This window comes from Exiguobacterium sp. RIT452 (genome assembly GCF_003598705.1).
Taxonomy (GTDB): Bacteria; Bacillota; Bacilli; order Exiguobacteriales; family Exiguobacteriaceae; genus Exiguobacterium_A; species Exiguobacterium_A undae.
In genome coordinates this window covers 350,213-364,457 of record NZ_QXJB01000001.1, presented here as the reverse complement: position 1 = coordinate 364,457, position 14,245 = coordinate 350,213, and the positions used below count along the sequence as shown (strand labels likewise).

Below are 14,245 nucleotides of genomic sequence, written 5' to 3'. Positions count from 1 at the left end.
CACCTCCCCTTTGCAAGGTGTTTCTTAGTTCATTTCGGTTATTCATCGAAGCTGTCTAAAAAACGTACATCTATATTGTAAGGATAGCACTCGTTCATTGTCAACGAACGGGCGGGAAAGAATTCCTATGTTTTCCTCTTTTCAACAAAAAAAGAGCGGAATCTGAATCGATTCCACTCCTTTTCCCGCTTATTCCGCAAACATATCTTCTGCTTGACCTTCTTCGAAATCAACAGGATCCTTGCGATCCACAAGACCATGATGCTCACGAATTAAGCGTTCGACTTCGTTCGCTACTTCCGGATGCTCAATCATATATTGTTTTGCATTCTCACGTCCTTGACCAAGACGCTCTGAATTGTATGAATACCATGCTCCGCTTTTTTGAACGATATCGAGATCTGTCCCGATGTCGATCAATTCACCGAATTTCGAGATACCTTGACCGTACATGATATCGACTTCCGCTTGTTTGAACGGCGGCGCAATTTTGTTTTTAACAACTTTCAGTTTCGTCCGGTTACCGACGATATCGGTTCCGTTTTTCAATGCTTCCGCACGACGAACTTCAAGACGGACAGACGAGTAGAATTTCAACGCACGTCCACCTGGAGTCGTTTCCGGGTTACCAAACATGACACCAATCTTCTCACGAATCTGGTTGATGAAGATAACGATGGTTTTTGATTTATTTGTAGCACCAGACAATTTACGTAGTGCCTGACTCATTAAACGTGCTTGCAGACCCATGTGTGAGTCACCCATTTCGCCTTCGATCTCGGCTTTAGGAACGAGCGCGGCAACGGAGTCGACGACTAGAATATCGACAGCACCTGAACGGACAAGAGCTTCTGCGATTTCAAGCGCCTGCTCTCCTGTATCCGGTTGTGACAAAAGAAGCTCGTCGATGTTAACGCCTAGTTTGTTGGCATAAGCAGGATCAAGTGCGTGCTCTGCATCGATGAAAGCTGCTTGTCCGCCTTGTTTCTGAACTTCAGCAATCGCGTGAAGCGCGACTGTCGTCTTACCCGAAGATTCCGGACCATAGACTTCGATTACCCGTCCACGTGGATATCCACCTGCACCGAGAGCTATATCTAATGTGATAGATCCAGATGAGATCACCGATACTCTCTGATCTGCACTTTCACCTAGTTTCATGATTGAACCTTTACCAAATTGTTTCTCAATCTGGCGTAACGCCATCTCAAGTGCTGCTTTACGATCACTCACGTAGCAGGCCTCCTTTTATTTATCTTACTGAGATTATTGTACTTCTTTTGAGACCAAATAACAAGCTTTTTACGAACATTTATTCGTATAGTTGAAAGAAATTAACTTTCCTCCATTTCGTCGGAATGACCGATGTTTTTCAACAACATGAAGTAGGCATCCTTGACGGAACGTAATCTAATCATACCACGGTCGAAGGCAGGATACGTCAATTCAAGCACTTGTGTACCGCTCGCTTGTGCCAATGCACAGAAGACTGTTCCGACAGCTTGACCGCTGTTGCTCGTTGGTCCCGCCTCTCCCGTCAAGGCGATGGCAAGGTCCGTCTCGTAAAGTGCACGCGCCCCTTCCGCCATGGCAATCGCCACGTCCCGGCTGACCGCCGTCTGTTCATCGAGCAACGTCTGTTCGACACCTAAGACATTAACTTTCGCTGTGTCCGCATAGACGACAGCACCACCCCGAAAGACATCGCTTGCACCGGCAATGTCCGTTAGACCACTCGCGAAGGCACCACCCGTCAACGACTCGGCTGCTGCTAACGTCAATCCGGCTTTGCGGCACCGGTCCAAGACGACGGCAGGTAAACTGGCATCCCCGTATCCGTAAAAATGTGTCCCGACTTCATCGAGCACCTGTCGTTCGAGTGTATCAAGCATCTCCAGCGCCTCGCGTTCATCAAACGCCTTCGCTGTCAGACGAAGACGGACTTCTGCCAATTCCGCGTACGGAGCGATCGACGGATTGCGTGCCGTCCGAATCAGATCAGCCAACCGGTCATTTAATGCCGACTCGCCAATTCCGAAAAAGCGCAATGTTCTGGATTTGATTGTTTCTTTTCCAAGCAGGTGTTCGAAATGATCGGCGATGATTCGTTTCATCTCGCGCGGAACACCAGGCAACAAAATGTATTGGTGATTGTCCGCATGGAGCGACATGCCTGGAGCGAGACCTGCCTCGTTCGTCAAGACGTCCGCTCCTTCGATGACGAGCGCCTGTTTTCTCTCGTTGTCCGTCATCACACGTTCTCGTGTCTTCAAGAACGCTTCAATTCGGTCATATGCCGGCTGATCCACATGCAATCCACGCCCGAGAAGATCTGCCACGACTTCTTTCGTCAAATCGTCTTCCGTCGGACCAAGTCCTCCGGTGATGACAATCAATTCCGCCCGTTCCTGAGCACGTGTAACAACCTCCACCATCCGCTCCCGGTTATCTCCGACGACCGTATGGTAATGGACATCGATTCCGCACGTCGCGAGCCACTCCGATAAATACTGGGCGTTCGTGTTGGCGATTTCCCCTAACAATAACTCACTTCCGACAGCAATGATTTCTGCTTTCATCTTTGCATCCCCACTTTCTTAACTATAAGAAAAGACTGTTCGGTTTGGCGAACAGCCTTGTTTGATGTAACTTACATCGATTTCGTAATCAATTTGATATTTTTCGAGAAATACTCGACACCCGAGTAAATCGTCAACACTAAAGCAAGCCACATCGTGATTTCAGCAAATGGAATGTTCAGTAGGGCAAATCCGATGTCGTGTAATAAAAAGGCGATGATCGACGTCAACTGAACCCATGTTTTCGCTTTGCCTGAATTACCGGCAGCGAGCACGATTCCTTCGTCTGAAGCGACGAGACGCAGACCCGTCACGGCAAATTCACGACATAAGATGATGACGACGACCCAGGCAGCGACGAATTCAAGTTCTACCAGATAGACAAGTGCTGCAGCGACAAGCATCTTGTCAGCAAGTGGATCCATGAATTTACCGAAGTTCGTGACCAATTTGTTTTTACGTGCGAGATAACCATCGAGCCAATCGGTGATGGCAGCGACGGAAAAAATCATCGCGGCGACGAAGTGGGAAACCGGTAATTCTGCTCCTAAGACATCCCACTGTCCCCAGTCTGGATTGATGGCTAAGACGGCAACGAACACGGGAATTAATAACACGCGTAAGACCGTCAATTGATTGGGCAAGTTCATTCTCGTATCCCTCCTTTTCGGGTTATGTATGCCGGCAGAGCCGACATGAAGAAGACACGCCTTATGGCGTGGCTACTTTCTTCAGATAAATATTTTGAACGAGGAGGGAGCGGTTAAGCTTAAGCTCCTGATCATTGACGATAATACTGTCGATTCCCTTGATCGACCCGACACGAATCCGGATGACATCTGTTTTCGCATCTTTGACGACGATCGGGTTCGGATCCGACGCATTGATATGGTCCGGCGCAAGTGCTTCGCCTTCAAGAGACGTATCCCGAACACCAACAAATGGCGATGGCGAGGCATCTTTTTTGATCCGAATCGATACACTCATCGTCCCGTCTGTCGGCACTTCATATGTGATGTCCTGACCAGCCGTCGTTTTCGCAGCTAACGGTTTTTTCTCTTCTTCTTTTACAGGTTCTTCTTCTTTAGCCGGTTCTTCTTCCTTCGGCTCCTCAGCAGGGGCATTGGTTTCCTTGCTTGGTGCATCCCCTTCATCAATCGTGACCTCATTTTGTTGAGGTGTCGCTGTTCGGGTGTTGTCACCGTCCTGGAACGCTTGGAAACCGTAATACAGGGCGACCCCAATCGCAAAGATCAGCGCGATGATGATGATGTTTGGAATCCACCGTTTGGCGACGCTTTTCTTCGGAGCGGTCGACTTCGAATAGGTCGCGCGGCGCGACAATTCGACGACCGGTTGGGTCTCCGGCTCCGGTAAATCACGTTTGTACGTCTCGAAGACCTCATCGACATCAAGTCCAAGAGCTTCGGCGTAAGTTTTGATGAATGCCCGGGCATAAAAGGCACCCGGCAGTTGCTTGTAGTCCCCTTCTTCAATGGCGACGATGTAACGTTTTTGAATTTTAGTTGTACTTTGGATTTGCTCAAGGGATACACCTAGGGTCTCCCGTTGCTCCTTTAAGTAGGTTCCGAGCTCAGTCATCGGTAACACACCTTCCATTTTCAATACTTATTCGAAATTGAACCATTCGTTTCCGCCATGGGCACGCGGTGGTTCGGTGACAATGATTTCTTCTGTCGTGTTGCGGAGTTCAATGATGTAATCAAAATCATCCCACGTATATTCGCTTGATTTAACAAAAGCGTCCGGATGTTCGACGATTTTCGTCGCCGGCAAACGCATGACTTCTCGTAAGATTTGCCAGTGCCGCTCATCAAAATGGCGTTGGGAGACGAGTGCGTCAATGATATAGACATAATCTCCGGTCCGTTCATCATCAAACAAGGATGTGCGAACCGTTTGTTTGATCAACGTTGATGACAGGAACAGCCATTTCTTGTTCGCACTGACACTTGCGGCGACAATTGATTCTGTTTTACCGACTCGGGGCATGCCGCGGACACCAATCAAAAGATGTCCCTCCTGCTTGCACAACTCTGCCATGAAATCGACGAGAATTCCTAAATCTTCGCGGACGAATCGGAACGTCTTGATTTCACCACTGCTGTGATCGATGTAACGGCCGTGGCGAATCGCGATCCGGTCACGCAGTTTCGGTTTCCGCAATTTAATGACTTCAATCGCCGGCATCGTCTTCAGGATGGCTGCGAGTCGCGGAATTTGATCCGGCTGCTTCGTCTGCAGCAACATGCCGCGACGTTGATGGTCAACACCATTAATCGTGACAATCGAAATATGTAGCATCCCCATGAGTGACGCGATGTCCCCCAAAATTCCGGGACGGTTGACGTTCAATTCATACTCCAGATACCACTGTTCGAATTCACTCACGCGCAAAGCCTCCCTTAGAATCGGTTATCCATCCCTCATGTTAAATGATTTTTTGAAAAATGAAAAGCATTCCCCTAAGCAAATTTAACGGATTACATCCAAGCACCGTCAATCTTCAGGACGGCACCATTCATATATTCCGACTCCCGGCTCATCAAGTAGACGATCGCGGAAGCGACTTCTTCGACCCGGCCAAAGCGACCTGCCGGAATTTCTGCAAGCGCAAGCTCACGGTCTTCCTCAGAAAAAACGGCATTCATCGGTGTATCGATCCATCCCGGCGTCACGGCGTTCACCCGGCCGTGCATGGCGCCGAGTTCTTTACTGTATGACTTGACGAAACCGAGTTGTGCCGCCTTACAGGTCGAGTAGACGACCTCTCCGGCAACACCGGTTTCTCCAAGCACACTGCTGACGACGACAATCGAAAGCGGAGCGGAGAATGCTTTTTTTCGTGTCAAGACCTGTGCAATCTGAATCAATGACTCGACATGTAAGGTCAACATCGCTTCTGCCGAACGGACCGTTTGATCAACCAGCAGTCCGCTGAAGCTCGTACCGGCAATGTGGATGAACCCTTCGACGGAAGGGAGCGTCTCACAAAAGGCCGCCAAAGCGTTCCGGTCAGACAGATCGCCTGTGACGATTTCTGTCGTCACAGGCAACTGCTTCACGAGTTGTTCCAGTTCTGTCTTTCGTTGATGTGTATGCAAGACGAGCTCATGCCCGTCTTCCGCCAAGCGTTTGACGGTCGCCCATCCGATGGCGCCACTCGCTCCGGTAATTAAAATCCGCATCGGTTACGCGTACGGTTTGACGATTGAAATCGCACGGTTGTCGAGTGCAAACAATTCATCAAAACGGGCTTCGATTTCTTCTTTTGTGATCGAAGCAATCAAGGTCGGTAACGTGAACAAGTTCGTTCCCGCCAAGGCATGGCGTGAAAACTGGTTGGCGATGAATTCCGGTGAGTTGAGCGAACGCAAGAATTTACCTTGCATCATGTTTCGTTTGCGGACAACTTCCGTCTCCTCGAACTCCGGACGGACAGCGAGTAAGTTCTCGTACGCCGCAATGAAGCGTTCCGGATCTTCCGTTTCCATTCCGAACGTCGCAAAGGCGAACTCTTCCTCACTCGAATAATCAAAGCTGAACGTATCATCGATCAACCCGTCTTCATACAGTTCAAGATACGTCGAAGATGTTTGATCAAATAACAGGTGCAACAACAGTTCACTCGTCAATTCCCGGCGCAACTGTTCCTCGCCGCCGAGTGACGTGTCTTTATAACCGATCAAGACTTTTGGTGTCTTGACGTCGAGTTCAAGTTCAAATCGTTTCTTAGCGACGGCGTTCGGCTCCACTCCGTAATCGCGTTCGATCGCCGGTCGGTCGGAATAGTTCTTTTTCGCCTGATTCGCTTTGATTAAAGCAAGCGTCTCCGCTGGATCAATGTTTCCGACGACGAACAAGACCATGTTCGACGGATGATAAAACGTCCGGTAACACGTATACAAATCGTCAGCCGTGATTTGATCAATCGATTCCGGTGTTCCGGCGATATCAATCCGGACCGGATGCTTCGCATACATCGATTCGATCAGACCAAAGAACAGACGCCAGCCGGGGTTATCTTGATACATCTGAATTTCCTGTGTGATGATGCCTTTTTCCTTCTCGACACTTTCCGGTGTGAAGTACGGATCCTGGACGAAGTCGATCAGCGTCTCCAGATTTTGTTCAATCAATGATGTCGCCGAGAAGAGATACGCGGTCCGCGAAAACGACGTGAACGCGTTGGCGGACGCACCGAGTCGGCCAAACTCTTGGAAAACATCTCCTTTTTCCGACTCGAACATTTTGTGCTCGAGGAAATGAGCGATCCCGTCCGGTACCTGGACCCAGTCATCCCCTGTTTTAAAACGGTTGTCAATCGAGCCGTAGCGTGTCGTGAATGTTGCATACGTTTTTTCGTAGCCTTTCTTCTGCAGAAGATAAACGGCTAGTCCGTTGTCAAGCTGCTCAAAAAAGACGGTTTCGTCGGTATCATGATACGTGAACTGTTCCATTATTCTTCACCTCGCAATAAGTAAACTGCTTCTAGTTCGATTGCCGCCGCCAAACGGACGACATCGTCGCGTGTTGCCGTCTCGATGATATGAATCTCATCTTCCAGCGTCAGTCCGCGCATCTTCGAGCCGTTCAACCAACCAATCAGTTGTCCCGGCTGATCGAGAATCTGGCGACGTGCATTGATCAGCATCGCTTTCGTCTGTGTCAATTCTTCATCTGTAAACAGTCCAGCCTTCAAATCTACCAACTGTTCGCCGATGATGGTCTCCGCCCGCTCTGCCTGCTTCGTCTCGACACCGGCATAGACATACAACGCACCGTTTAACGCGGCGTACCGTGAGGCGGCGTAATAGGCCAAACTCTCTTTTTCACGGACGTTCATGAATAATTTCGAATGCGGGAAGCCGCCGAACAAGCCATTGACGATTTGCATCCGGATGGAATCAACCGACGTCGGATCAACGCCCACCCGGTATCCTAAATGCAGTTTCCCTTGTTTGATCGGTTGTGTCTCGGATGACCGTTTGACACCCATGACTTGTTTTTGGGCCGGGATGTAATGACTGGCTTTTTCACCGTGCGACGGCAGGAAGGACAAGGCATCTTCCATCTCGTCTTGTGTGACATGACCAACGACGAAAACATCGATCCGGTCCTCTTCCACCATCGACCGGTATGTATCACGCAAAGAAGATGGTGTAATCTGTTCAAGGGCCTCGAGTGTACCGAGTGACGACAGGGAAACCGCTTCTCCCGGCGCCATTAATTCAAGCAGGCGTTGCTGGGCAAAACGCATCTTGTCGTCATACAACGAACTGATCCGCAAAGCGTGCAGACGCTTCTCCTGTTTGACGAACTGTTCCCGGAATCCGCCTTCTGTCAAATCCGGATAAAAAATCATCTGTTCGAGTAGATCCAGTGCTTCCTCGAGCAGGGTCTCATGACGAACGAGATCACCGCGGACGATATCGAGTTGGAACGAGATGACATGTTCCTCCCCGAATTTCGAGGCATCCGCATACAGACCGGCGTCGTATAACGTTTCGAGCGGCTCGCGTAAAGCCTTCATCGACGGATAAGCCGCTGTCGATTTTTCCATGATATACGGTAACAATGCCCGGCTCGTCAGTGTCGTTTCCTCAAGTGGTGCTGAAAACGTCACGAGGACGGTAGTCGTCTTGAATTTTTCGGTCGGAACGAGATGAAAGGTCGTTCCTTGTTTTTTCCACGTCTGAAATGACTGACTCATGCTTCTCCACCCTTTCGTTTAAATACGTGCGCACTCCGCACATATTCGATATCCGCTTTTTGATTAACTGCATTTTCGTACCGTGCTGCCGTAAAGAAGAAGTCACTTAAGCGATTGATGAACGGCAACAAGTGATGGGCCTGTTCGACATCAATCATCGTCCGTTCGACGCGACGGCAGACCGTCCGTGCGACATGCAGACAAGCCGCTGCTTCCGTTCCGCCCGGTAAGATGAATTTATCAAGCGGCGGCGATAATTCCGTCAAGCTGTCAATCCAACTTTCGAGATCTTCTGTCGCCGTCGGACTCAAGCGTGATGCTTTTTGTTCGACGTACATCAAATCACTGCCGCAATCAAACAGAACGTGCTGGATGACCGTCAACTGCTCCTTGACCTCAATCGACGTCGCTTTCGTTCGGGCAAGCCCGACAAAACTGTTCAGTTCGTCGAGTTCCCCCATTAAGGTGATTCGGACGTCATTTTTTTTGACGCGTCCGCCGACGAGGGATGTATCTCCCTCATCCCCTGATTTTGTATAGATTTTCAAACCACTCACTCCTGTCTTATAGCGAAAGGAAGCGAATCATAAAGTTCGCTTCCTTTGTTTTTTTGGTAATTGAATTCGGAAAACAGATCCTTTCCCCAGTTCACTTTCGACTTCGACTTCCCCGTCATGTGAACGAACGACATTGGCAACAATCGCGAGACCGATGCCGGTTCCGGTTTTGCCGCGTGTCCGTGCTTTATCCGCTTTATAAAAACGGTCGAATACAAACGGCACATCTTCTTCCGGAATTCCGTCTCCCGAGTCAATTACAGATAAAGATATTGTTTCCCTATCTTCAGCAATTTCAATCTTGATTTGCCCATCTTCCGTGTAGCGTAAGGCATTTCCGAGCAGATTCGTCATCACTTGATCCATCTGGTCCGGATCGGCTTCGAACTGGGCGTTCGGACCGACCACCTCAAAGGAAACGCGTTTTTCAAGACCCATCTGCTTGAATTTCTTAATCATTCGTTTGGCAAACGGAACCGCATCGATCGTCTCAATCCGTTGTTCCTGATAACCGGCTTCCATCCGGGCAAGATCAAGCAGATCATTGACGAGACGCGAGAGTCGCTGCGACTCATCATAAATGATCGAGGCAAACTCTTTCGTCGCTTCGTCACTTTCCGTCATCCCGTCGACGATCGCTTCGGAATACCCCTGTAACATCACGAGAGGTGTCCGTAGTTCATGACTGACGTTTGCGACAAAGTCCGCCCGCATCTTTTCGAGCTGTTGAGCTTCCGTCATATCACGCAAGACGGCAACGGCGCCGATCTGCTCTTCTTGTTCGAGCAACGGACTGACGATGATGATGTAGAAGCGTCCTTCCCGCTCGAAGGAAACCGTCATCTCTTTTTCCTTGCGCATGACCGTCTGGAACAGTTCAATCAGTTCGTCCGGTACAGGTGCACCGGCTAAGAAGGCTTCCGCCGGCGGATTGGTCGCGAGCAACTCACCCGAATCCGAAAACGTCAAGACACCATCCGCCATACATTTTAAGATTGAAGACAAGAGATGCCGTTCTTTATCGAGATCGGTGACGTATTGGTTCAGCTGGCTGCTCATCTCGTTAAACGCAAGCGCCAGATCCCCGATTTCATCCCGTGAACGTTGGGTCAGACTCTGATCGAACTTCCCTTCTCCCGCCTCAACGACGGCTTGGCGAATCGTCCGGAGCGGTGCCGTAATCCGTGTTGAAAGGAAAAAGGCGAAGACGGTCGTGCCGATGATGGCAAGCAGGACACAAAGCTGAATGATTTGACGCGCCCCTTCGTTGGCCTGTTCGATGTTCGTCAATTGCTCAATCAAATACATCGTCCCGCTTCCACTTTCCGTGATGAACGGAGCCCGGTACGCCAGGGCTGCTTTCCCGTCAAACGTTTCGTAATTCCCGATTGCGGTTTCCCCTTCTTCGCCGTCGACGGCTTTCCAGTTCTGACGTTCCAGTTCTTTGATGATCCGGCTCGCCTTTTCTTCCGAGATGTTCGTTTCGATTGTCTCGTCGGTCGTCGTCGCGATCAGCGTCGCACCGTATATATCGGTAATCTCAATCGCAGTGGCTGATCCTTCTTCGAGACCGCTATGGGCTTGAAACACCGTTTCGACCTGCTGGCCGAGCTTTGCCAAGTGTCCCCGTTCCTGCTCGATATGGAACGAATTGAAAAATTCGAGCAGCAAAATCGTCAAAGCAATCAAGACGACCGAGACAAGTAATAAAATCGTTCCCCACAGTTTGATGACGACACTCTGTAACCACTTCATCGTCAGGCAGGGTTATTCTCGAACTTGTATCCGACACCCCAAACCGTCGTAATCATCTGCGCCGCATTGGGTGACAAGCGGTTCAACTTTTCACGCAACCGTTTGACGTGGGTATCGACCGTTCGTAAGTCGCCGAAAAACTCATAGTTCCAGACTTCTTTTAACAGTTGTTCGCGCGAGAACACTTTATCCGTCTGTTTCGCCAGGAAATACAGCAATTCGTATTCTTTTGGCGTCAAGTTGACTTCCTGTGATTCGACCGTGACGCGGTGCGCATCATTATCAATCGTCAGATGCGGGAACACGATGACGTCTTTTGTCTTCGCATCGGTATGCAGGAACTTGGTCGCACTTGCCCGGCGCAGGATCGCTTTGACACGTAAGACGACTTCGCGCGGACTGAACGGTTTGACGATGTAATCATCTGCCCCCATCTCAAAGCCGTGAACCCGGTTCGTCTCTTCGCCTTTCGCCGTCAGCATGACGATTGGCGTCGCTTTCGTTTTCCGCAGTTCTTCGCAGACCTGCATGCCGTCGAGTTTTGGCATCATCAAATCCAGTAGAATCACATCATATTCCGTTTCCAGTGCCATCTCGAGAGCCGTTTCTCCGTTATCCGCTTCTTCAATCGTAAAGTTCTCACGTTCGAGGTACATTTTCAATAAACGCCGAATCCGTTCTTCATCATCGACGACCAAAATACGCGCTTCTTCTGACATCAGTTGATTCCTCCCATGAACTAATCTGTCTAACTCTATCCTACTACTCTTTTAGTATACTATGAAACTAAAAGAATAGCGTCTCCGACCGCGGAATTGCCGCTTCACGCAAAAAAAAGGATGGACAGCGGAAGTTTTTCCGTCGTCCATCCTTGATTAATGATCCGGTCAATCGATTTCACCGATCAGGCGTACGAGTGAAGACCCGCAACAACCAGATTGACGAAGACGAGGTTAAACATGATGACGGCAAATCCGCCGACACATAACCACGCTGATTTTTTTCCGATCCAACCGCGCTGGATGCGCATATGGAGATAAAATACATAAAAGAGCATCGTGATCAGTGCCCATACTTCTTTTGGATCCCAGCCCCAGTAACGGCTCCATGCCATCTGTGCCCAAATCATCGCAAAGATCAGTCCGCCGAGAATGAAGATCGGTAAGCCGATCGCAACCGAGCGGTAGCTGATTTCATCCGCTGTTTCGAGATCGATTTTCCGAGCGATCGGTTTCAGACTTTCCGCCAACCGCTTCCGGAGAATGACGAATCGGAGCAGAATGTACAAGACGATTCCGCCGATTAACGACCAGAGTACCGTGTTGACTTTATTGGCATTGAGGAAGTTCGGCAATTCTGCCACCGCTCCTGAGCCGGAGATGACTTTCCCGTTTTCAGGACCTGTCAAGACAGGCATCGTGTAGTCATGTTGCATCGTGGCACCGTTTTTCGCGACATACTCGATGGTCGAGTTTGTCCCGATTGCATTAAACAAAAGACCAACGACGATGTAACCGACGACACAGGCGAGTGAAAACATGACGACTTCAAGCCACGTCCGTGTTTTCGACTCCTTGCTGAAGTCCGTCGCATGGATCAGGTACAACAAGCCGGTCGCAAAACTGACCGCCAGAATCCCTTCGCCGAGTGCAGCTGTCGTCACGTGGATTTTCAGCCAAACACTTTGTAAGGCTGGAATCAACGGTTGGACTTCGTCCGGGAACATTGATGCATAAGCGATGACGAGCAAGGCGACAGGCATCGCGACAAGTCCGAGGACATTGTTCCGGTAAATCCCGTAGACGATCAAGAAACCAAGCACCATCATCATACCGAAGAAGGTCGTGTATTCATATAAGTTCGAGACCGGTACGTGACCGGCTCCCGCCCAGCGTGTGAAGAAGTAACCGAGTTGAGCGATAAATCCAACGATTGCGAGCGAAAAAGCAATCTTCCCTGAGCGGGTTGGTCCTTTTTTGCCACTTGTCGCAACCGCAAAGAAGCCGGTACTGATCAAATACAAAACAAAGGATGCGAGCAGTAGATTACTACTCAAACTAAGCAGATTCATTTCGATTCCCCCTCTTCCCGCAACTTCTGCCGGTCTTCCAGTTGCGGAAGTCCCACTTCGGTCAATGCGAGATTGGCTTCTTTCTGAAGCCCAAGTGCGTTTTTGTTCGTGAAGCCGGCAATTTTAATCTGCCCGTCCGCTTCTTTTAACCATAGTCTGCGGTGCGGCCAATACATGCCGATCAACAGACCCGTCATGAAGATGATTCCACCTGCGAACAGGAACGGTAACGTCAGATCTTTTTTGATTCGAACGCCAGAGATGTTCGAGAGTTCCGTGCCTGCGAAGCCCATCTTGTATTGGTTCTCATCGCCGCCGACATTCAGTTTAATCCCGATCAGACTCCGTTCCCCTTCCGGATGTTCCGGAGATTTGATCGTAAAGACGAACGCCGGATTGACTGGACGTGATGAGTTCGTCGTCGGTTTTCCGTCTTTGACGACGAAGTCCGGTAAGAAGTCCTTCAGTTCAACTTCGTACCCGTCTTTTAAGGCATAGGTTTCTTTCGGATTACGTAAGTCGACCTTGATCGTATCGACGACTTTTCCCGTTTTTTGATTCTCGATGTTAAATGACATCGTCTTGAATTCAGGATCCGCCGCATACTGTTCCTGGAAGACTTGATAATTTCCGAACTCAAACGGCTGGTTGACCGCGGTTTCACCCGACTTGATTTTTTCAAGTTTCGGTTTGAAATCGTCCGTCATGCCGACCTTCTCATACAGCGTCATCTGCGTATCGTAGTTTTTCGGAACACTTCCACCCGCTCGTTTTAATGCTTCACTGAACTTCTCATCCTCTTTTGCCGGATCATAAAATTCGATGTTGAAAGCATTGTTCTCGAGATAGTATTGATTGTCCGTCGCTTCGACCGGCAACGTTTCCCCTTCACGAATCCAAAGCAACTCGTCTTCGTGCATCCCAGGAACGATTCGTAACATGGCACCACCAAAGAACAGCACCAATCCAATATGGTTGATGTATGGACCCCAGCGACCAAACCGTTGTTTTTCGGCTAACAAGGCGCCGTCTTTCCGGCGAATCTTATACCCTTTTTTCTTGAGCAAAGGCTCGATTGCATCAATCTGTTGGACCGTACCAGTCGCCTCAGCGCCAAATCGCTGACCGCCCATAAAACGGTCGGACTGGATGACCGGTTGTTTCTTCAAAGCGCGGTAAAGCGGGAAGAAACGGTCAATTGACACGATGATGATTGAAAGAAGCAATAATGTAATCAATCCAATATACCACCAGGATTCAAACAAGTTATGGAATCCTAACGCATAATACATATCGCCGGCCGTCCCGTATTCTTTGCCGTAAAACTCTTCCGGCGGGATGGCTTGCGGAATGTACATTTCTTGTGGAAAGATCGTCCCGACCCCGCTTGCGATGATGATCAAGCCGATCAACCACAGTCCTACTTTGACGGATGAGAAGAATGTCCATGTCCGGTCAATCCACGACTGGTTTTTTCGTTTTGAACGAAGCTCGGCCTCCTCATAACGCATATCCAGTTGCTTATATTCCTGCTGCATCATAAATTCCC

At 49.5% G+C, this 14,245-nt stretch carries 13 protein-coding genes; all 13 read right to left on the bottom strand.

The window, feature by feature from the left end; all coding sequences use genetic code 11:
* Positions 1 to 189: 189 nt before the first annotated feature.
* The 13 genes from recA to resB all read right to left on the bottom strand — a co-directional run bounded on the left by recA (position 190) and on the right by resB (position 14,234).
* Entirely contained in the window at positions 190 to 1,233 is a 1,044-nt protein-coding gene (recA, locus tag D3D03_RS01860; RefSeq protein ID WP_026833448.1) for a recombinase RecA, read from the bottom strand.
* 101 nt (positions 1,234 to 1,334) lie between these two features.
* Positions 1,335 to 2,579 (bottom strand): competence/damage-inducible protein A, encoded by a 1,245-nt coding sequence (locus tag D3D03_RS01855; protein WP_119922549.1) that lies wholly within the window; start codon positions 2,577 to 2,579, stop codon positions 1,335 to 1,337.
* A 71-nt stretch (positions 2,580 to 2,650) separates the two neighbouring features.
* Positions 2,651 to 3,229 (bottom strand): CDP-diacylglycerol--glycerol-3-phosphate 3-phosphatidyltransferase, encoded by a 579-nt coding sequence (gene pgsA / locus D3D03_RS01850; protein WP_026833450.1) that lies wholly within the window; start codon positions 3,227 to 3,229, stop codon positions 2,651 to 2,653.
* A gap of 61 nt (positions 3,230 to 3,290) precedes the next feature.
* Positions 3,291 to 4,181, bottom strand: coding sequence for a helix-turn-helix domain-containing protein (locus D3D03_RS01845; protein WP_026833451.1), 891 nt, complete (start codon positions 4,179 to 4,181; stop codon positions 3,291 to 3,293).
* A 27-nt stretch (positions 4,182 to 4,208) separates the two neighbouring features.
* Positions 4,209 to 4,991, bottom strand: coding sequence for a DUF3388 domain-containing protein (locus D3D03_RS01840; RefSeq protein ID WP_026833452.1), 783 nt, complete (start codon positions 4,989 to 4,991; stop codon positions 4,209 to 4,211).
* Between the two features lie 92 nt (positions 4,992 to 5,083).
* Positions 5,084 to 5,788 carry an elongation factor P 5-aminopentanone reductase gene (gene ymfI / locus D3D03_RS01835; protein WP_119922548.1) on the bottom strand — a complete coding sequence of 235 codons (705 nt, stop codon included), beginning with the start codon at positions 5,786 to 5,788 and terminating at the stop codon, positions 5,084 to 5,086.
* Positions 5,789 to 5,791: 3 nt separating this feature from the next.
* Positions 5,792 to 7,060, bottom strand: a complete 1,269-nt coding sequence (gene yfmH / locus D3D03_RS01830) for an EF-P 5-aminopentanol modification-associated protein YfmH (RefSeq protein ID WP_026833454.1) — start codon at positions 7,058 to 7,060, stop codon at positions 5,792 to 5,794.
* Entirely contained in the window at positions 7,060 to 8,313 is a 1,254-nt protein-coding gene (gene yfmF, locus D3D03_RS01825) for an EF-P 5-aminopentanol modification-associated protein YfmF (protein WP_026833455.1), read from the bottom strand. Before yfmF ends, yfmH begins: the two co-directional genes overlap by 1 nt.
* Positions 8,310 to 8,861: a cob(I)yrinic acid a,c-diamide adenosyltransferase gene (locus D3D03_RS01820; protein ID WP_026833456.1), complete on the bottom strand. Its 552-nt coding sequence runs from the start codon at positions 8,859 to 8,861 to the stop codon at positions 8,310 to 8,312. Before D3D03_RS01820 ends, yfmF begins: the two co-directional genes overlap by 4 nt.
* Before the next feature lie 36 nt (positions 8,862 to 8,897).
* Positions 8,898 to 10,625: a sensor histidine kinase gene (locus D3D03_RS01815; protein ID WP_119922547.1), complete on the bottom strand. Its 1,728-nt coding sequence runs from the start codon at positions 10,623 to 10,625 to the stop codon at positions 8,898 to 8,900.
* A 2-nt stretch (positions 10,626 to 10,627) separates the two neighbouring features.
* Positions 10,628 to 11,344: a response regulator transcription factor gene (locus D3D03_RS01810; RefSeq protein ID WP_012369919.1), complete on the bottom strand. Its 717-nt coding sequence runs from the start codon at positions 11,342 to 11,344 to the stop codon at positions 10,628 to 10,630.
* Between the two features lie 185 nt (positions 11,345 to 11,529).
* Positions 11,530 to 12,696, bottom strand: coding sequence for a c-type cytochrome biogenesis protein CcsB (gene ccsB, locus D3D03_RS01805; protein ID WP_026833458.1), 1,167 nt, complete (start codon positions 12,694 to 12,696; stop codon positions 11,530 to 11,532).
* Complete coding sequence (resB, locus tag D3D03_RS01800) at positions 12,693 to 14,234, bottom strand: cytochrome c biogenesis protein ResB (RefSeq protein WP_233550614.1); 1,542 nt, start codon at positions 14,232 to 14,234, stop codon at positions 12,693 to 12,695. The genes ccsB and resB overlap by 4 nt, the downstream gene beginning before the upstream one ends.
* Between the last annotated feature and the right edge of the window lie 11 nt (positions 14,235 to 14,245).